Origin of the sequence: Petroclostridium xylanilyticum (assembly GCF_002252565.1) — a bacterium.
GTDB classification, from domain to species: Bacteria; Bacillota; Clostridia; order SK-Y3; family SK-Y3; genus Petroclostridium; species Petroclostridium xylanilyticum.
Genome location: NZ_NPML01000019.1, coordinates 538008 through 557771 on the forward strand (window position 1 = coordinate 538008; position 19764 = coordinate 557771).

The 19764-nt window shown below is 36.4% G+C and carries 19 protein-coding genes, 1 pseudogene and 1 riboswitch; of the genes and pseudogenes, 8 read left to right on the top strand and 12 right to left on the bottom strand.

All coding sequences use genetic code 11. The features are described 5' to 3' along the window. Positions 1 to 191: 191 nt before the first annotated feature. Positions 192 to 1286 carry an ATP-dependent 6-phosphofructokinase gene (locus CIB29_RS14645; RefSeq protein WP_094550894.1) on the bottom strand — a complete coding sequence of 365 codons (1095 nt, stop codon included), beginning with the start codon at positions 1284 to 1286 and terminating at the stop codon, positions 192 to 194. A 190-nt stretch (positions 1287 to 1476) separates the two neighbouring features. Between CIB29_RS14645 and CIB29_RS14650 the strand changes: the two genes are divergently transcribed. Beyond that, positions 1477 to 1650, top strand: coding sequence for an asparagine synthase (locus CIB29_RS14650; RefSeq protein ID WP_094550896.1), 174 nt, complete (start codon positions 1477 to 1479; stop codon positions 1648 to 1650). Between the two features lie 76 nt (positions 1651 to 1726). Here CIB29_RS14650 and CIB29_RS14655 read toward each other — a convergent pair whose 3' ends face one another. The 3 genes from CIB29_RS14655 to CIB29_RS14665 all read right to left on the bottom strand — a co-directional run bounded on the left by CIB29_RS14655 (position 1727) and on the right by CIB29_RS14665 (position 4255). Further along, complete coding sequence (locus tag CIB29_RS14655) at positions 1727 to 2497, bottom strand: SDR family oxidoreductase (protein ID WP_094550898.1); 771 nt, start codon at positions 2495 to 2497, stop codon at positions 1727 to 1729. A 173-nt stretch (positions 2498 to 2670) separates the two neighbouring features. Beyond that, a complete protein-coding gene (locus tag CIB29_RS14660) occupies positions 2671 to 3885 on the bottom strand; it encodes an RNA-guided endonuclease InsQ/TnpB family protein (protein ID WP_094546563.1) in 1215 nt (404 codons plus the stop codon). Then, the gene (locus CIB29_RS14665) at positions 3869 to 4255 is read right to left on the bottom strand and encodes a MerR family DNA-binding transcriptional regulator (RefSeq protein WP_094548951.1); all 387 of its coding nucleotides are present in this window, start codon (positions 4253 to 4255) and stop codon (positions 3869 to 3871) included. Before CIB29_RS14665 ends, CIB29_RS14660 begins: the two co-directional genes overlap by 17 nt. Positions 4256 to 4842: 587 nt before the next feature. After that, positions 4843 to 4980, top strand: a riboswitch (cyclic di-AMP (ydaO/yuaA leader). Between the two features lie 10 nt (positions 4981 to 4990). On the opposite strand from CIB29_RS14665, the gene CIB29_RS14670 reads away from it, so the two are divergent. Further along, positions 4991 to 5869: a peptidoglycan-binding protein gene (locus tag CIB29_RS14670; RefSeq protein ID WP_094550900.1), complete on the top strand. Its 879-nt coding sequence runs from the start codon at positions 4991 to 4993 to the stop codon at positions 5867 to 5869. Between the two features lie 142 nt (positions 5870 to 6011). Here CIB29_RS14670 and CIB29_RS14675 read toward each other — a convergent pair whose 3' ends face one another. From CIB29_RS14675 to CIB29_RS14690, 4 genes are all read right to left on the bottom strand, one after another. Continuing rightward, complete coding sequence (locus tag CIB29_RS14675) at positions 6012 to 6611, bottom strand: ribonuclease M5 (RefSeq protein WP_094550902.1); 600 nt, start codon at positions 6609 to 6611, stop codon at positions 6012 to 6014. 54 nt (positions 6612 to 6665) lie between these two features. Next, positions 6666 to 7841 (bottom strand): phosphopentomutase, encoded by a 1176-nt coding sequence (locus CIB29_RS14680; RefSeq protein ID WP_094550904.1) that lies wholly within the window; start codon positions 7839 to 7841, stop codon positions 6666 to 6668. 23 nt (positions 7842 to 7864) lie between these two features. Next, on the bottom strand, positions 7865 to 8146 hold the full coding sequence (locus tag CIB29_RS14685; protein ID WP_094550906.1) for a cupin domain-containing protein: 282 nt from the start codon (positions 8144 to 8146) through the stop codon (positions 7865 to 7867). Positions 8147 to 8258: 112 nt separating this feature from the next. Further along, on the bottom strand, positions 8259 to 9137 hold the full coding sequence (locus CIB29_RS14690) for a zinc dependent phospholipase C family protein (RefSeq protein WP_341444441.1): 879 nt from the start codon (positions 9135 to 9137) through the stop codon (positions 8259 to 8261). On the opposite strand from CIB29_RS14690, the gene CIB29_RS14695 reads away from it, so the two are divergent. Next, positions 9073 to 9231, top strand: a complete 159-nt coding sequence (locus tag CIB29_RS14695; protein ID WP_242965241.1) for a hypothetical protein — start codon at positions 9073 to 9075, stop codon at positions 9229 to 9231. The two genes, CIB29_RS14690 and CIB29_RS14695, sit on opposite strands and share 65 nt — an antisense overlap. 74 nt (positions 9232 to 9305) lie before the next feature. Next, positions 9306 to 10646, top strand: coding sequence for an ATP-binding protein (locus CIB29_RS14700; RefSeq protein WP_094550912.1), 1341 nt, complete (start codon positions 9306 to 9308; stop codon positions 10644 to 10646). 18 nt (positions 10647 to 10664) lie between these two features. Here the strand turns inward: CIB29_RS14700 and CIB29_RS14705 are convergent, their stop codons facing one another. Both CIB29_RS14705 and CIB29_RS14710 read right to left on the bottom strand, forming a co-directional pair. Then, positions 10665 to 11000, bottom strand: a complete 336-nt coding sequence (locus tag CIB29_RS14705; protein WP_094550914.1) for a rubredoxin-like domain-containing protein — start codon at positions 10998 to 11000, stop codon at positions 10665 to 10667. Positions 11001 to 11118: 118 nt separating this feature from the next. Further along, positions 11119 to 11364, bottom strand: a complete 246-nt coding sequence (locus CIB29_RS14710) for a hypothetical protein (RefSeq protein ID WP_094550916.1) — start codon at positions 11362 to 11364, stop codon at positions 11119 to 11121. A gap of 963 nt (positions 11365 to 12327) precedes the next feature. Here CIB29_RS14710 and CIB29_RS14715 point away from each other — a divergent pair. Together CIB29_RS14715 and CIB29_RS14720 are read left to right on the top strand one after the other, a co-directional pair. Beyond that, positions 12328 to 13689: a Mur ligase family protein gene (locus CIB29_RS14715; RefSeq protein ID WP_094550918.1), complete on the top strand. Its 1362-nt coding sequence runs from the start codon at positions 12328 to 12330 to the stop codon at positions 13687 to 13689. Positions 13690 to 13815: 126 nt separating this feature from the next. Then, positions 13816 to 14556 (top strand): type 1 glutamine amidotransferase, encoded by a 741-nt coding sequence (locus tag CIB29_RS14720; protein ID WP_094550920.1) that lies wholly within the window; start codon positions 13816 to 13818, stop codon positions 14554 to 14556. 72 nt (positions 14557 to 14628) lie between these two features. Here CIB29_RS14720 and CIB29_RS14725 read toward each other — a convergent pair whose 3' ends face one another. Next, the gene (locus CIB29_RS14725) at positions 14629 to 15561 is read right to left on the bottom strand and encodes a hypothetical protein (RefSeq protein ID WP_094550922.1); all 933 of its coding nucleotides are present in this window, start codon (positions 15559 to 15561) and stop codon (positions 14629 to 14631) included. Positions 15562 to 15746: 185 nt separating this feature from the next. On the opposite strand from CIB29_RS14725, the gene ccpN reads away from it, so the two are divergent. Together ccpN and CIB29_RS14735 are read left to right on the top strand one after the other, a co-directional pair. Continuing rightward, positions 15747 to 16409 carry a transcriptional regulator CcpN gene (ccpN, locus tag CIB29_RS14730; RefSeq protein ID WP_094550924.1) on the top strand — a complete coding sequence of 221 codons (663 nt, stop codon included), beginning with the start codon at positions 15747 to 15749 and terminating at the stop codon, positions 16407 to 16409. Positions 16410 to 16646: 237 nt separating this feature from the next. Further along, the gene (locus tag CIB29_RS14735; RefSeq protein WP_094550926.1) at positions 16647 to 17918 is read left to right on the top strand and encodes a 6-phosphofructokinase; all 1272 of its coding nucleotides are present in this window, start codon (positions 16647 to 16649) and stop codon (positions 17916 to 17918) included. 37 nt (positions 17919 to 17955) lie between these two features. On the opposite strand, the pseudogene CIB29_RS14740 reads toward CIB29_RS14735, so the two are convergent. Then, positions 17956 to 19725, bottom strand: a pseudogene (locus tag CIB29_RS14740) (phosphoenolpyruvate carboxykinase (GTP)); the annotation flags it as partial. Between the last annotated feature and the right edge of the window lie 39 nt (positions 19726 to 19764).

Genomic DNA, 19764 nt, shown 5'->3' on the forward strand with positions numbered 1-19764 from the left:
GGAGTTCCGAGTTAGAAATTACATAAATGAGAATCTCCGAACTCCGAACTGAAACACTACTGCAATTGTTATGCACATGCAAAATTCAAAAGTTAATGTAAGATCTTTAGTTCGTTCAATATAGTTTAAATACTATTTCAAAAACTAAGCTACAAAGCTTGGAGCCTGTAAACCATGAACTATGAATCTATTTAATCCCCGAAAGAAATTCCAATACCTTTAGCTGTCCTTACAAGTTCCCCTTCCGGATCTACATTTTTTAGCTTTCCTATTACATTTTCCAACGAGTCATAGGACATATCATTGCCTTTCAGTGTAACCATATTACCAAATTTTCCTTCCATAATCAATTCCACTGCTGCCATTCCATAGCGTGTAGATAATATCCTATCGTAAGCAGTAGGTGTACCACCTCTTTGCAGGTGTCCAAGAATAGTTGCTCTCGCTTCCAGTCCAACAATCATTTCCAAATCATGAGCTATTTTCGCCCCTATTCCTCCTAACCGTATCGGATCAGGACTATTTTCTACAACCTTGCTTACTACCATTTCTCCATCTTTGGATTTTGCACCTTCTGCAACTACAACAAGACTAAAGTCTTTCCCATCATGTCTTCTGTCATTGATTTTTTCTGCAACCTTTTCAATATCATAGGGTATTTCGGGTATTAAAATGGCATCTGCTCCCCCGGCGATTCCTGCTTCAAGGGCAATCCATCCTGCATATCTTCCCATTACTTCCAAACACATAATCCTATGGTGAGATTCTGCTGTAGTATGTAGCCTGTCCAGTGCTTCAGTAGCAACTGCAACTGCAGTATCAAAGCCAAAAGTCACATCAGTAGATGCCAGGTCATTATCTATGGTTTTAGGAACACCAATTACATTAACTCCTTTTCTTGCAAAATCCCTGGCGCTTGTAAGCGTACCGTCTCCGCCAATAATAATTATGGCATCAATACCGGCATCCTTTAGGTTTTTTATTCCAACATCGGATACATCCCTATATACCGTCTTTCCCTCCTCTTCAAAGGGATACTGGAATAGATTGTCTTTATTCGACGTATATAGAATTGTCCCGCCTCTGGGAAGTATCCCGGATATCGCATCCATGTCCAGCTTCATTGTTTGTCCAAGATAAAGTCCTCTATAGCCATTTTTGATGCCGACAACTTCCAACCCGTATTTTAAAATTGCTGTGCGTGTAGCTGCTCTTATCACCGCATTCAGCCCGGGGGCGTCTCCTCCTCCAGTTAGAATACCTATCTTTTTAATTTTTTTGTTCATAATCTCCTCCAATGAAATATTTTGTCTTGAATTTTATTTTTAACTTTAATATTGGTTATCGATATTATTAGTTTATCCAATATTATTTTAAAAATAATAGAAGTACAGACTTTCGTACAGTTTTTGGGTTGTATAAAGAGCTATTGAATGTGAAATGATATAAATGAAATCTCATTAAGGAGGTTTTTTCATGAAGGTACGAGAAGGATTAATTCCAACTGTGCTGGGAAGTGCCGTTACTGTTGGCGGAATTGCTTTACGTAATGTAAATCCGTTACTTGGATGGGGAATAGCCGGATTTGGATTGGCTCATGTAGTATTAGGAGCAATAGACCTAGTTGAACATCGGGCAGTAAGAGACTAAAATTCAGATTCAGACTTAGATTAAGATTGAGGTAAACCCCATTAAATTAGCCTCTATCTTAATCTTAGTCTTAATCTCATTCTTCATATATCATTTTAATAGTCATTCCTCCATCAATAACTAAATTCGTTCCTGTGATGAATCCTGCCTCCTCTGAACATAAAAACAAACATGCCGCTGCTATGTCTTCAGGATTTCCTACTCTGCCAACGGGGTGCTGAAGGTGGTCTCTTTCGGTCAATTGGACTTGCTCCCTTTTAGATTGCTTTTTCCAACCGGTTACATCAATCCAACCCGGGCTGATTGCGTTAACTCTGATTTTATCCGGTCCCAGGCTTACTGCCAGAGAATGTGTCAGTGCAAGTATCCCTCCTTTGGAAGCCGAGTAAGGCTCAGTATTGGGTTCAGACATAAGTGCCCTAGTGGAAGCAATATTGATGACGGCCCCTCCTCCGTTTTTTTTGATATAAGGAGCGCAATACTTTGTGCACATGAAAGGGCCTCTTAAATTGATTCCCAGAATTCTATCCCATTCTTCCATAGATCTTTCATAAATAGATTTATTTCCACCTATTCCTGCATTATTGATTAAAATATTGACTCCACCATAATGTGATACTGCTTCCTGTACCATATTTTTTACGCTTTCTTCAGAGGCTACATCTACTTGTACATATATACACTCTCCACCATTTTCACGCATGTATAGCTCATTTTCTTTTCCTGCTTCCTGGTCAATATCTGCAATTACTACCTTCGCTCCCTCCCGGGCAAAACTTCTGGTAATTGCCATACCTATCCCCTGTGCGCCTCCTGTTACAATCACAACTTTTTCTTTAAATCTCATGTGAATTCCGTTATAAGAAACTTATAAAAAGTTATAAATTTTATAACTTTTATGTTCTTTTCCTTATTCATAGAGTCCGCTTTCGGAATCCTACTTGCGTTTGGTATGACTCTCCAAAGGCTTAAATTCCGATGTAACGACACCGTACATACCAACATAATTCGTTAAGTGAATTATGCTGATTTTCCATATTTCATTAGATTTATAGCTGCATTTATATCTCTGTCATGCATTATTCCACATTCAGGACACACCCATTTTCTTGTTGATAAAGACATCTTATCTAAAATATATCCACATTCACTACATGTCTTGCTTGATGGATAATACCTGTCTGCTACTATAAACCTAATATGATTCCATTTACATTTATATTCCATTATTCTACGAAACTCGCTAAACATTTGTTCTTGTACGGATTTTGCTAATTTATGGTTTTTAACCATACCTTTAATATTTAAATTTTCCATACACACAAACTCTGGCTTGGCTTTCACCAGTTTAGCAGTTTCTTGATGTAAATAATTTGTACGAATGTCTTTTATTTTTTTATGGACTTTACGAATAAGGCACTCCAACTTAATAATGTTTTTAGTTTTCTTATAACGGTTTACACCTCCTTCTTTTTGTTTTTCATATTTTCTTGATAATTTACGTTGGAGTCTTTTTAATTTTTTATTTAATCTTCTTATTTCTTGACTCTTATTAATATTAGGTATTTTTCTACCATCATTAATTACTGCTAAATCTTTAACTCCTAAGTCAATGCCTATTCCATCTGAATACTTTTGGTTGTTGGTAGGTTTATAATCAATACTTACGGTTATAAACCAATTAAAACCATCAAATTTTATTCTTGGATTATAAAATTTTTCCGCTGTTTGTAATTCGATTCTATTTTCAGATAGTTTAATCCATCCTATCTTTTCAAGTTTTACTTTATCACCTTTAAATTTTAAATGTCCTAAATCTTCTCTGTGATAAAACCCTTGTTGTACATCTTTTTTGCTTTTAAATTTTGGATGTCCTTCTAAATCATAAACTGTCAATTGTCTACCTTGTCTTAATGCTTTTTTCTTAGTTTTTTCAGAATAATGTTTATTTTCTATTCTGAAAAAGTTTTTATAAGCTATGCATAAATCCTTTATTGCTTGTTTTGGTATTTGTGCTGAAACTTCATTTAACCAATTATATTCAGGATTTTTCTTTAGTTGTGTTAGTTCCTTTCTTAACTCTTCATCGTTTATAAACTTGCCACCGTTTTTAAAATTTTCTAATTGCTTAGATAAAGCCCAATTATAAGCCCATCGTGCTACATCTGCACATTTCTTTAATAAAGTCTTTTGTTTATTGTTAGGTAATAATTGTACTCTAATTGTCTTTATCATCTTCGGTCAACTCCTCAATCATTTTACGTGCTTTGTTTGCTCTTTTACCTTGAAGTTTACAAGAAAATACAGTTATTATTTGCACTAAATCTTCAACAAGTTCTTGTTGTTCAGTTTTTTCTGTACTATCTATTACTTCAATTTCACATCCATACAGATTAGATATATATTCCACCAATTCAAAACCAAATCTTAACAATCTATCTTTTTTAATATTTAATACTTGTTTTAATTGGTCATGCGAATAATATCTATATCCATTAGCACCTGTATGATGTGGAATAAGTAATCCTTTTTTGTCCCAGTTTCTTAATGTTTGAGGAGTTTTTCCAACTAATTTAGAAAACTCATGTATAGTATAATACTTCACATTAACCACCTCTAATTGTATTAGACTATACTAAATTATAAATGTCAACATTAATTTATGACTTTTTATAACTTTTTATTAACTGTTGTCAACCTCCTTTGGTTTAATGGGAAGTTTTGCATTCTAACATATCAACATTATATCACATATTCACACTAAATATATTTCTGCAAAAAACTATTTATAAAAATATTAAAATATTATTATATGGTTCACAGTAGTAAACGATTTAATAGCTTTTACTGTGAACCGTGAACTGTGAACCGTGAACTTATTTACTTGATCTGCCATGTAAAATCATTATCAGTAAATATATAGATACTTTTTATGAACTTCTATCGATATAGTATCAGTTTAATGCGGTTTATATACTAGCTATATGCTCTTCTCTATTTCAAATTATTACGAAATTATTACAAAAACATTACGGAATTTATTGGAATCTACTATTATTACGTAATAAATCTGTAAAATCTATTGAGTGCTCAATATATATTAAGAAATTCACCTCCTACGCTTATTATTATGTCAACTTTATTTTTGACGCGTTCCCTATCTATACACTATAATACTAGCAATGTAAAAGTTAGCACACATGGCTGAATCCCTTATATAGGGGTACGGAGGAACCAATAATCAGGGGTGAATCTACGCTTTTGCGTGGTAGGTATACCTTCTTTACCAAACCCGTCAGCTAACTCCGGAAGCAAATTTACTACGGAAGGAGTGTGTTTTATGAAATTTTCATTAAAATTGACAGCATGTACTTTTGCAATAGCAGCAGGGATAATATTATCTTCCTCCGCTACCTTTGCTGCAACTCTTTTAAAAACCGGGTCACAAGGTAGCGAAGTATCAAAACTGCAGCAGGCATTAAAAAACGAGGGTTATTATTCTTATCATGTAACAGGCTACTATGGTTCTATTACCCAAAATGCCGTAATGTCGTTCCAAAAAGCAAATGGACTTATAACAGATGGAATTGCAGGACCTCAAACTTTAGCACAACTATATAATATCGTTTTAAAAATAGGCAGCTCCGGCAATGAAGTAACCCAACTGCAACAAACCCTTAGATCCAAAGGGTACTTTAACGGACCTGTAACAGGGTACTACGGTTCTATTACCCAAAATGCTGTTATTGTTTTTCAGCGTGACCACGGATTGACTGTAGACGGTATTGCAGGACCTCAAACCCTTGGTAAACTATATGGCAAAAATACTGCATCAACTAATAATCGTAATATGTCAGAAGATATATACTGGCTTGCCAGAATCATTCAGGCCGAAGCAGGCGGAGAATCTTATAAGGGTAAAGTAGCAGTAGGGAATGTTGTTATGAACAGGGTAAAATCATCCCTTTTTCCTAATACGGTAAAAGGAGTTATCTTTGAATACTATAAGGGTATCCCTATGTTTAGCCCTGTTGCAGACGGTACCATTTATAACACACCAAGCCAGGAAAGTATTGATGCGGCCTATGCTGCTTATAACGGCGAAAAACCGGTAGGCAACGCAACTTATTTCTTTAATCCTGATAAAGCTGCCGGCTCATGGATTGTAAAAAATAAAACCTATGTTGGCCGAATCGGCGGACATGCTTTCTACGCATAATGCATTTCATGCATTATGCAGATTGAGATTAAGATTGAGATTAAGCATTTTTACTGCTTAATCTCAATCTTAATCTTTTTTATTGCCTGCATTTCTCCATGATATACACAAATTGAGTATAGTTTTGATTTTGGTCTTAGTCTCAATCTCTATCTAAATCTTTTATAACTTTCTTATATTGTGCATAGTTATATAATTTATTAAGCACATCCACCAGGGCATTGGTAGAAATTCTAGAAGGCAGGCTTAACCTGTCAGTCAACTTTTTCCTTAATTCGCAGCTATTTGTTTTACCTATTAATCCATCATCATAAAGGTCCACCTTGGTAATCCTCCTGCCTTCAGGAGTAATTTCATCTTCATCTTCCACAACACAGCCTGCATTCTTTAATGCTTCCCGGATAAGCATGCTTTTTACGCCTTCGACGCCCAGCAGTCCTTCTTTTCCCGGAATAGTCTTTCTTTTCTCTATACCTTTTATTTCCGGAATGTAGGCGTGTTTTACATATTGGGCCGGTATACATTGTTTTATATAATTTCTAATCATAAAACCTGCACGGTCAGAATCAGTAAGAACGACAATCCCTGTTTTTTCTGCAAGCTTTTTAATAAGTTCCATCTTGCTTCTGTCCTTGAATATGCTGAAACCGTTGGTAGTAATAATGGTTGCATCTACTATCTGCCCTAGCTTTATTTTGTCATAAGTTCCTTCAACAATAATGGCTTCTTTTATTTTAATCATATTTTAATGGAGGATAAATATCTCCCCACTCCTCACTCCCCACTATTTTTACCACTAATTTTTGATTGCATTTAGAAAGCTTGTTGCTCCAAAATCATGCCGGATATTAAATACCTCCGCAATGGTCGCTGCCATATCTGAAAAAGTCTTTCGTGTCCCTATATTAACTCCTGCTTTTATACTTTTCCCATATAATAATACAGGTACATATTCCCTGGAATGGTCGGTGCTTTCGGTAGTTGGATCGCAGCCGTGGTCTGCAGTAATGATTAAAAGATCCGTATCTTTCATCACCTGCATGATTTCCGGCAACCGGTTATCTACCGATTCCAATGCTTCTTTATATCCTTCCGCATTGTTCCTGTGGCCGTACACCATATCAAAATCTACAAGATTGGTAAAAATAAGTCCTCTGTTGTCTTCTTTTATTAACCGCAGTGTTTGGTCTATTCCATCCATATTATCTGATGTATGCACAGCATAGGTAATACCTTTGCCTGCAAAAATATCTTCAATTTTACCTACTGCCATTACATCATAGCCTGCTTCCTTCAGTTTATCCAGTATAGTTGTCCCGGTAGGCTCAAGTGAGAAATCCTTTCTATTTTTGGTCCTTGTAAAATTACCCGGTTCTCCCACAAAGGGCCTCGCAATAACCCTGCCTACCGCATGTGGTCCTTTTAATATTTTCCTTGCTATTTCACATATTTTATAAAGCCTATCCACCGGTATAACTTCTTCATGAGCTGCAATTTGAAATACACTGTCTGCAGAAGTGTATACAATAGGGTACCCGGTCTGCATGTGTTTTTCTCCCAGCTCTTTTATAATCTCGGTACCTGAAGCCGGATAATTACCCAGTATCTCTGTTTCTATCTGCTTTTTAAATTCGTTTATAACTTCCGGCGGGAAGCCTTGAGGATATATGGGAAATTCCTGTTCCAGCCTTATGCCGGAGATTTCCCAGTGCCCGGTTGTTGTATCCTTACCCTTTGAAAGCTCTGCCATCCTGCCAAAACTGCCTTTGATGTCCTTAGGTACCGGCAAATAGTCTATACCTTCTATCTTCCCCATTCCCAATTCACACATATTAGGAATATTGATTCCATTAAAGGCTTTCACTATATTTCCTACTGTATTACTTCCCACATCACCGTAGTCTGCAGCATCGGGAAGTTCACCAATTCCTACACTGTCGAGGACGATTAGTACTACTCGATTGATACTCATTTTGTTCATCCTTTCGTCACAAACTATTCAATGCTAAAATTAAAGGTATACGCTTTTTTGATAGTCTTCCTTACTTCCCAGGTACATTTTAGTCCTTTAGGAAAGGATACAAGCATTCCATTTGTAATATGTACCTCCTGATCAGACGTCTTTACAATGACATCTCCTTCAAATACATATGCTGTTTCCTGTTCGGGATACTGCCAATCAAATATGCTGGGTTCACATTCCCAACGATTCCAGGAATCAATACCAAGTTTTTTGGCTTCCTCAAGACTCATCGTTTTGGTAATAATTTTATTCATTGCATACCCTCCAATACTGTCATAAAATAATTTCCATCTTAAATTATATCATTAAAACATATTTTGGGATAAGTTACTTTTATTTTACACAACAAGCACATATGCAAAAAAGTCATCTCCTGCTTACATCACGGTAGAACATTAAAAAGCACCCTGCTGTTGTCTTTTCAGCTAATGGGAGTGCGTATTTGGTTATGCGGAAAAATCTTTCTCTGTCCTGGGGAACACAGTGGAATTTTTTATATACCTTTATAGCTATTTTGGCATTGTATCTTATAAATTCTTCTACACTTCTAAGATATACTCCTCCCTCCGTAGCTTTAAATATATCTGCTTCATTATAAACCTTTTGTACAAATTTCTCATATTGATGGTGATTGTCCAAAAGCCGGATATTTGCATGCTGGGGTATGGTCATATCCTGGATAAGATGGACAGTTGCTCCAAGATAAAACATTGCCTTGTTGATATCATTTTGTTTCCAGTATTTTTTTGCCTTTTCGTAATAACCTTCCGCTAATGATAACGCATTACGTTGTCCATACAAACCCCGTTCCTTCAAAGGACTGTAGAAATGTCCGATACTTTTAAGGTCCTGGTCTGCCCACACGACACCTTTATTTAAGTCAACAGCATAGTCGGAAAAAAAATAATATGCATCTTCAAAATTATCATTTTTAAGTATCTCTAACGCCTGCATATTAATAAATATGTGCACCTTGCATTGAGTTTTAATGATTGTTTTTTTAAAAGGATTGATAATCATTAACGTAAATCTGACCAGGTTGCCATATGTTTTTTCTACTACACTCATTACATCACCTACTTTTATCAATACCTTTACATAGTATGCCCTGTAAAAAAGTATTATAACTATTCCTGAACTGATGGTTTCGTCTACCTCTGCACTCCAGGGGTATACTGATATGGCAATAGGAAATGTAATCGATTCTACCATTTGTAATATTGGCTTTATCCTTGGAATATGCAATCTTATTTCTCCTGTTGTCTCTATATTGCACATATCTTGCAATACTAGTCCATTTATTCTTATAGTTTTCTTTTGTATGAATACTATTCGCTAATTGCCAATCTTGTTATGATTATGTTATAATTTGTCATATATAATGCTGGATTTTTTATCGTAAGGAGTATACATATGAGGGACCACTATGAGAAATTATTAAAACAGGCTCACCATTCTCTTTCGAGAATAACGATATACAGAAATATTATGCAGGATGAAGCAGTTAGGGTATTTTCCCAACTCATTAATGAATTAAGCAGTGCAAATCCTATTTATGAAAATCTTATTGAAAAATATCATCTTCTTTCATCACAATTAATAAGCCTTTATGGAATGAATAACCGGATTGTAGGAGACTTATGGCAGCATCATATTGTAAATCTTATTATAAATGATGAAAACATCTTTAGCCTGACCTGCGAAAGAGGTAATATTCAAAATATCCCTGAACCTATTCTTACTGTCGTGCAATATGATCTTAAGTATATGCAGCTGCTATTTAATATTAATGGCAGAATACTTCAGGAAGCACTAAAAGATAAAACTTCTATAGAAGTCTGGCCCTCCTGGGAAATTAGTACTGATACCAAACTGCAGCTATCTATAGGAACTATTCTTTTAAATTCTGAAAGTTGGGAAAATACATTAGAAGAGCTGGCACATTACTATTCAGAAAACGGGTGTGGTATCTTTAACAAATTTAAAGCTTTCCGGTGGATTAAAAAGGGTCATTTTGGCTCTCTTATGGGAATAAGCAGTCCGGACCCGGTCAGGTTTGCTAATTTAATCGGATATGAACGGGAGCGCTCCAGCGTGATAGAAAATACACTGCAATTTATTCACGGGTTTCCGGCAAACAATGTTCTCCTCTACGGAGATAGAGGGACAGGTAAATCATCTACAGTAAAAGCATTATTAAATGAGTATTCATCTAAAGGATTGAGGCTTATAGAAGTATCAAAATATCATCTCAATGACCTGCCGGAAATTTTGGAGATACTTCAAAATCGAGGATTAAAATTTATTATCTTTGTAGATGATCTGTCTTTCGAAAGTGACGAAAGCCAATACCGTGAACTGAAATCAATCCTGGAGGGCGGAATAGAAATCAGGCCTCAAAATGTTTTGATATATGCAACCTCTAACCGACGACATCTAATAAAAGAATATTTTAGTGAACGATCCACCAGCGATGAGATTAGCAGCCAGGATACTTTACAGGAAAAACTATCGCTAGCCGACAGATTTGGGATTACAGTCACATTTATTTCTCCTGACCAGGAAAGATATTTAAAAATAGTAGAAGAACTAGCCAGACAGCGCAACCTGGAAATTGATAAAGATGTATTACGGAATTCAGCACTAAAATGGGAAATAAAGCATAATGGACGGACACCCCGGACAGCCAGACAATTTATCGATCATCTGGAAGGACAGTTGAAGTTACAAGACGTAAAAAATGCACTGCGTTAGCAGTGCGTCTTTTACGTCTTACCATTTCCCTTTCTTCATATGCCCCTCAATCTCTGCTTTACATCTCTGCTTAATTACCCACGCTTCATCCTTTGCCTTTGTAAATGCCGCTACACAAGCTGGATCTAAATTAAGCTTTATACCTTCTTCACACAATTGGGCAATCTTTCTGGCCAGTAGAATGATTTCCATATGTATGTCATTTGTCCTGTCAGAGTTATAAATTTTATCAGCATCTTCCTTACTGAGTTCTACAAATTTTTCTTGAGGTGCACCGCACTTTGGACAAACTTCAGCCGCTTCTTCTCCCTCATGGACATATCCGCAAACAGCACACTTAAATAATTTTTTCATTAATAATCATCCTCCTAAGTATAATATTTATAGCACCAAAATTTTTAAAATCTTATCCTGCTTCTTATTTACCCATGGAAATTATATAGTAAACAAAAATTTATACAATTATCATATATCACATATGCCTTGATAATCTCCTTATAGCAAATTGCATTTTTTTTGATGCAGTTTTTACAATCCATTGGGAGTCTACGCTCCTCTTTCCTTTTGCTGCTTTTACTCTAGGCTTTTTTAATCTTGTTCGCTTTAGTGTATTATCTACCTCTTCCATCTTAACATCCAGATATTCTTCAATTTCATTTAAACCCTTTTTGATTTTTTGTATTGAAAAAAGATTTTTTATATATTTGGAAAATGTCATTTTATCGCCTCCGGAATTACTCTTACACAACTATATTTATATACTACAGTATATGCATAGGTGCGACATAATGTACAAAATTGTTGCAGGGCAATATAAAAGTAATGTAAAATAAAAAAGGCATAAAAAAAGTCGCGGTAGATAATTCTACCGCCAGATAAGTAAAGGGGGTCTCAATGTATTTTGTGAGGTCATTATTAATGATGCCCGGTTTTGCTTTTTATTATACATACTGTACAAAAAATTTTTAAAGTTTTTCATAAAATCGAGATTAAGATTAAGAACGTATTTTACCTTACCATTAGCAAGTAATTTCAAAGCAAAATTTCCTGTATAAAAAAAGAGGGCGGCAGATAACCTACCGCCAGATAAGTAAAGGGGGTCTCAATGTATTTTGTGAGGTCATTATAAAGTATACCCGCTTTGACAACTTCTATACACAAATATGAGACCTTTTTAAAATTTTTATACCGATAACCAATATTAAAAGCTAAAAATAAATTAATGTAGTTATCGATGAAATTCGCGAAGTTTGTATTAAGGAAATATTGAATTTTAAACTTCGCTCATTATAAGACTAAAGTTTGAGATTCAGATTAAGGCTGAAATTAAGAGTAGATTATAAGCCATATACAATAAAATTTAACAATAAAACCGATAGAACATGGAAATAATTCTATACAAATACCTTTCAATGGCTATATAAGTATTACTAAGTACTTTACATTGTCTATTTTAGTTCACAGTTCACGGTTCACAGGATTTTCTTGGCTAATTTCTGTGAACTGAGAACTGTGAACCGTGAACAAAATAACAATAATGTAACATACTTAGTGTTATATATATAGCAAGTAAATTATATTGTAAAATCCTGCTATTTATAATTTATGGTTTACTATTTAACAACTAGCAGTTAATATTATATCTGTGGACTGTGAACTCAAAAAGAAAAAGGTGATATTTATGAATTACATACGAAAATTGTTTGCAATATGGGCCGCAAAAGCTGCAATTATAGCAAGCAAATTGTTGGGTAAAAAAGGTTCTTCCGGCCCGGGAAATATTGCACTTAAAATATATCCAAATATTCTAAAGGATTTAGCCTCAAGGGTAAAAAAAGAAATACTGATTGTTTGTGGAACCAATGGAAAAACCACGACAAACAACATGGTATATAACTTATTAACTGCCAATGGCTACAGCGTAGTATGCAACAGGGTAGGCGCCAATATGCTGGAAGGGATTGTTACAGCCTTTGTTAATTCCGCTACCCTATGGGGTAGTCTGGATGCAGATTATGCATCTATTGAGGTGGACGAAGCATCGGCGGTGAAAATTTTTGACCACCTTTCTCCTTCAAAAATCATCATTACAAATTTATTTAGAGATCAACTGGACCGATATGGCGAAATAGATATCACAATAAAGCTCTTGAATCAAGCTTTAAAAAAAGTTCCGGAAGCCAGCCTTATATTAAATGGAGATGATCCTCTTACAGCCCGTTTTGGTCATAATACTGATAGAAAGTGTTACTTTTTTGGGATAGATCAGAATTTGAATATTAGTCTGAATGAAACAAAAGAAGGCCGCTTTTGTACCTTTTGTGGTGAAGAGCTACAGTACAACTACTACCACTACAGCCAACTGGGTGACTTTTTTTGTCCTTCCTGCGGTTTTAAACGTCCTTCCCTTGACTTTAAGGCCTTCGACGTGCATCTTGAGGACGGGCTGCAGTTTGAAGTAGCTTATGATTGCTCTACTGCTTCGTTTAACTTGAATTATAAGGGATTTTATAATATATATAATATCCTTGCATCCATGTCGGCAGCAACCTTACTTGGTATTGATATTCATACCATCAACAATGTATTAAGCCGCTATAAACCGCAGATAGGCCGTATGGAAACCTTTCACCTGGGTAAACCGGTTATATTTAACCTGTCTAAAAACCCTGCAGGTTTTAATCAGGCTATTTCCGCCGTACTCCAGGACCCTCGTACAAAAGATATAATGGTGGTTATCAATGACAATGCCCAGGATGGTAAAGATATCTCATGGATATGGGATGTAGATTTTGAAAGGTTTGTAACACCAAACATTAAAAGCTATATTGCCTCAGGAATCAGAAAGGAAGATGTAGCAGTACGGTTTAAGTATGCAGGCATTGATGAAGATAATGTTACGATACAAGGAGATATAAGGTCGGCAATTATTGATCTAGTGAACCGCAGTGGTGAAGTATGCTATATATTGGTAAATTATACTGCCCTTTTTAGTACGCAGAATATATTGAAATCCCTTGAGAAAAGTGGAGAATATAAGTAAAAGATTAAGGTTGAGATTCTAAAACTAAGTTCATAGTTCACGGTTCACAATAATTGAGATAACTATTAAAATCTGTGAACCGTGAACTGTTAACTGTGAACTACTATACAACGGAGATGATAACAAATGAGTAACTTTAAATTAACCATCGGGCATCTATATCCCGATCTACTTAATTTATATGGTGATAGAGGAAACATCATCGCCCTGAAAAAAAGATGTGAATGGCGTGGAATAGACGTTGAAATAAAAGAGTTTAAACTTCATGATGATATTGACTTCGGTACACTTAATATTGTATTTTTAGGCGGCGGCTCAGATAGGGAGCAGCTGCTGGTATGTAACCGTTTGAAAGAGATTAAAGCTGATATCAACCGCTATGTTGATGATAATGGAGTAATAGTTGCCATTTGTGGAGGATACCAGCTGTTAGGACATTATTATAAACTAAAGAACGAAACGATTGAAGGCCTGTCTGTATTGGACATCTATACCGAGATAGGCAATACCCGGCTCATAGGTAATGTTGTCATCGAATGTAACTTCCTGGGGGAACCTGTTAAGGTTGTAGGTTTTGAAAATCACGGCGGAAGGACCCATATTAATGCACACCAACCTTTTGGTTCTGTGAAATATGGATATGGCAATAATGGTATTGACGGATATGAGGGTGTAATCTATAAAAATGTAATTGGGACTTATCTTCATGGCCCCTTGTTTCCAAAAAATCCAACATTAACTGACTTCATTTTATCTAAGGCACTAAAAAGGGCTTATCCGAATACCTTTACCCGGTTACAGCCTCTGGATGATTCTGTAGAAATAAGGGCCAGGGATTATATTGTCAATAGATTTCTATCCAAATAAATTTGAAGGGGTAGATCTTTAGCATTTTTAAGATCTACCCACCCCGCTTTTATCTTAATTTCAAATTAAATATTATTTCTTTATATACTTACTTACGATGGCTTTAATCTCTCCTTCATCATTTGAAGGCACAGGTACATCGGCGAATATTTCCCATTCTTCAATATGTTCAACGGTTTCACCGGGGGCAGTACGTTTTAATTCCCCAAGTGACTCAATTTCAAGCATAAATTTATTTGTATAGGTTTCATAGGATACTCCAAAGTCAGGATATACGCCGTCTTTATTATGTTTATAATATTTTACAAACATGTTGTTATGATTAAAATATGCTGCCCAGCCATCTTCATTGGTAAGCCCAAATTTGAAAGGCCCTTCAGCGTTTGGATCTTGTTGAAGTGTAATGAATTTATCTCCCCAGTATACACGTTTGTCATTCATTTTTGTATAGGGCCAAAGTGCAAGTATTCTATTCCCCAGCAAGCCGGTGTCTCTCTGCGGCTGCGGTACAATCTCCTTACCGCCCGGTGCCATTACAGACAGTGCCCATGGTGCAAATTCTACATCCCATGCCCCGGTATTTGTTATTCTATGAATAACCTTTACTTTTGCTGATTCCGGACTCATAATAATCTCAATTTCCTTTTGCATTTGATTCCATTTTTCTTCCTCCGGGCGCAGTTTAATCCCATTTTCTACTTCAGTCCAAGAAACTTTGCTGTTATCAGGATAATAAGAGCGTGGACTAGCCTCCGGGCTATGCCATAACCTGTGTCCGCCATAAATATGCCATTCTCCTCCACCAAATACATTAAACTGCTCTCCACCCTGGGTGAGTTCCAGTTCTTTATCTTCAAAAAACTCATTTTCCCTGCCTACAAGACCAAATCTTATAATTCTTGGACCAAAGTCCAGGGTTGCTATCAGATCAATAATACCATTTGATACTTCTATGCAATTCCCCCACTGTCCATATGTAATTTCTTTAACAGTTACCTTTCCCATCTTATTTACCTCCTATATAAATTTACATTATATGTCCTATACATATTATTCTACAACTTTTTATAAAATCCTTCCTACTATATAAATTGCATTAAAGATTTTACATAACCGCAATATACCTTCTTTTTTCTTTATATTATCGTTAAATACTGATATAATAATATTAAATTAAATTTATTAAGTAGGTGTTTGCATTGAATCTTACTGAGCGACAGATGAAAATTATTGAAATAGTACAAAAGCATCAACCTATTACAGGAAATGATATTGCTGATAGACTGGGATGTACGAAACCAACCATCCGGGCTGACCTAAGTTTACTAACCCGTTCAGGTATCCTGGATGCCAAGCCTAATGTGGGATATATTTTAAATCATAAACCGGCAGATAATCCTCATGATTTTAGTTTATTTCGTGCAAAAGTTAAGGATGTAAAATCTCCGGCCGTTTATGTGGAAGAGGAGTGTTCCATACACGATGCAATTGTAAAAATATTTTTAAAAGACGCAGGCACTATTTTTGTAGTAAATGCTAACGGGTATCTGAGCGGTGTAGTTTCCCGGAAAGATTTCCTGAAAAGTATAATGGGCAATATGAATATCCACAACGTTCCTGTAGGCGTCATCATGACCAGAATGCCTAATATCATACATACACATGATGAGGAAACAGTGCTGCAAGCAGCAATGAAAATAATGGAGCATAAAATTGACAGCATGCCGGTTGTTGAAGAAGTAGGAAACAATTTATATAAAATTACAGGTAGAATATCCAAAACCACTATATCGAAAGTATTTGTTGAAATAGGAAAAAATAGTGGGGAGTGGGGAGTGGGGAGTGAGGAGTAATTATGTAGTTGTGAATGCGTTTTTGTGCTATTAGTACATCACAAATAAGAATTTTATTAAAAAACACATTTTTTATGTGTTTTTTTATTGATTTTTATTTAATTATGATGTATTATTTAATTATTAATCAATATTATGACGTATCAATTATAATTAATAATACAATTAAGAGTGAGAAGTTAGCCATTTTATTCTTACTTCTAACTCCCACTCCCCATTAATCAAGGAGGAATTATCATGTATCAGTTATCCGGCAACTGTCTAATCGGGCAATCCGGAGGACCGACTTCGGCAATTAATGCCAGTTTATGCGGCATCGTAGAGCAAGCTCTTAAAAGTAAAGTCATCAAAAGCGTATATGGTGCTATTAATGGCATCGAAGGGGTTTTGAAAAGACAGATATTTGACTTTGGTTCACAGGTTAAAACCCAGGAGGATTTCAAACTTTTGAAAACTACTCCTGCTGCGTATCTCGGTTCATGCCGTTACAAACTGCCTGCAGTGAATGCAGATGCAGAAATTTATGAAAGGATATTTGAAGTTTTTACTGAATATGATATTCGTTATTTCTTCTACATAGGCGGAAATGATTCTATGGATACGGTAATGAAACTTTCGGAATATGCAAAAAAGATATCCTACCCAATCAACATCATTGGTGTTCCTAAAACAATAGATAACGACCTGGTAGGTACGGATCACACTCCTGGCTTTGGGTCTGCAGCTAAGTTCATTGCTACAACGGTTTTGGAAATTGCCCGGGATAGCAATGTATATGACCTTGATTCTGTAACAATCATAGAAATCATGGGTAGAAATGCAGGATGGCTTACAGCTGCTTCTGCACTTGCACGTTCTGAATACAACTCAAGTCCTGATCTAATATATTTACCTGAAGTACCTTTTTCTATTGATAATTTTATTGAAGACATTAAAATTGTCCAAAAGCAAAAACGAAACGTTATTATTGCTGTATCTGAAGGGATAAAAAATGTTTTTGGCGAGTATATTTGTGAAGCTGTAAGCAATGGTTTAACGGATGTATTTGGACATAAATCCCTGGGAGGAACTGCAAAGGTTCTGGAAAACTGTGTAAGAAACAGACTTCGCTGTAAAGTTCGATCTATCGAATTGAATATTCTTCAAAGATGTGCTATGCATATGGCATCCAAAACAGACCTGGATGAAGCCTATCAAATAGGACAGGAAGCAGTAAAGGCAGCAGAAAACGGCTGTACCGGCAAAATGATGGTATTTAAAAGGGATATGGGGCCGGAATATAAAATTTCTATTGATAGTATAGACATTCATAAAATTGCAAATGCAGAAAAAAAAGTTCCCAGAGAGTGGATAAGTGAACAGGGAAATGATATTAGCCAGGAATTAATAAATTATATCAAACCACTCATCGTCGGAGAACCTGAACTAACAATGCGTGATGGACTTCCGGTATACCTTGTGTTAGATACTACTCCGTTTAGTCCTAAAGAAAGGGAAAAGGCAGTATAAAAAATGGGTTGCGTTGCAACCCATTTTTTATATATCATTATTTGCTTAATCTTTCTTCCAAAGCTTTTAATTCATCTTTGATAGCCTGTGGCAATCTGTCGCCAAACTTTTCAAAGAATTCTTTTTGACCTTTAACATCTTCCATCCATACACTCTTATCTACCTTCAGAAGCTCTTTCATAACTTCTTCTGAGATGTCAAGTCCTTCAGTATTGATAGCATCAACAGTTGGGAGGTAACCGATAGGTGTTTCAACAGCTTCAACCTTGCCTTCACATCTGTCGATAATCCAGTTCAATACGCGGAGGTTGTCACCGAATCCAGGCCAGATGAATTTACCGTTTTCATCCAAACGGAACCAGTTAACATGGAATATCTTTGGTGCCTTTGGAATCTTTTTACCCATTTCAAGCCAGTGTCCAAAATAGTCAGCCATGTTATAGCCGCAGAATGGAATCATAGCCATGGGGTCACGTCTTACAACCCCTACAGCACCTATAGCAGCAGCTGTTGTTTCGGATGCCATGGTAGCTCCTACGAATACACCGTGCTGCCAGTTAAATGCTTCATATACCAATGGAGCAGTTTTGGCCCTACGTCCGCCGAATACGATCGCAGAGATTGGTACTCCCTGCGGGCTTTCCCATTCAGGAGAAATGCATGGGCATTGTCTTGCCGGAGCTGTAAATCTGGAGTTTGGATGCGCCCCCTTAACGCCACTTTCAGGAGTCCATGGGTTGCCCTTCCAGTCGATACCTTCCTTTGGAGGCTCTCCATCAAGCCCTTCCCACCATACAGTTCCTTCAGGAGTCATTACAACGTTAGTAAAGATAGTATTCTTTTGAACGGTTGCCAGTGCATTTGGATTGGTCTTGGAGCTGGTTCCAGGAGCGACACCAAAGAAACCTGCTTCAGGGTTGATAGCCCAAAGACGTCCGTCCTCACCAACTCGGAGCCAAGCAATATCATCACCAACGGTCCATACCTTATAGCCTTTTAATTCTTCAGGAGGAATTAACATAGCCAGATTGGTCTTACCGCAGGCACTTGGGAATGCAGCAGCTATGTATTTTACTTCACCCTGTGGATTTTCCAAGCCAAGGATCAGCATATGTTCTGCCATCCAGCCTTCTTGTTTACCCTGGTAGCTTGCTATTCTGAGTGCAAAGCACTTCTTGCTTAAAAGAACGTTTCCGCCGTAGCCTGAGTTAATACTCCAGATAGTATTGTCCTGAGGGAAATGAACGATATAACGATTTTCCGGATCGATGTCTTTTCTGGCATGTAAGCATTTAACGAAATCCGGTGAATCTCCCAATTCATCCAATACTTTCTTGCCTACCCTGGTCATGATATCCATGTTCAATACAACATAGATGCTGTCTGTAAGCTCAATACCTATCTTGCTGAAGGGTGAGCCGAAAGGTCCCATCATGAAAGGAATAACATACATCGTTCTGCCTTTCATAGAACCGTCAAAGAGTTTTGTTAATCTTTCATACATTTCTTTTGGATCCACCCAGTTGTTGGTTGGACCTGCCTCTTCCTTGGTAGGAGTACAAATAAATGTTCTGTCTTCTACTCTTGCAACGTCATTTTCTGCGGTACGGTGAAGATAGCAGCCAGGAAGTTTTTCCTGGTTAAGCTCTATAATTTCACCTGTTGCTAAAGCTTCCTTTCTTAGCTGATCCTTTTGTTCTTCAGACCCGTCAATCCATACGACTTTGTCGGGCTTGGTCAATTTAACCATTTCGTCAAGCCATTGTAGTACAACCTTATTGTTAGTCATGGTTTTTCTCCTTTCATTTCGTTGCTTTGGGTTTTTGTGAGAAGGGAGGTAACGTCA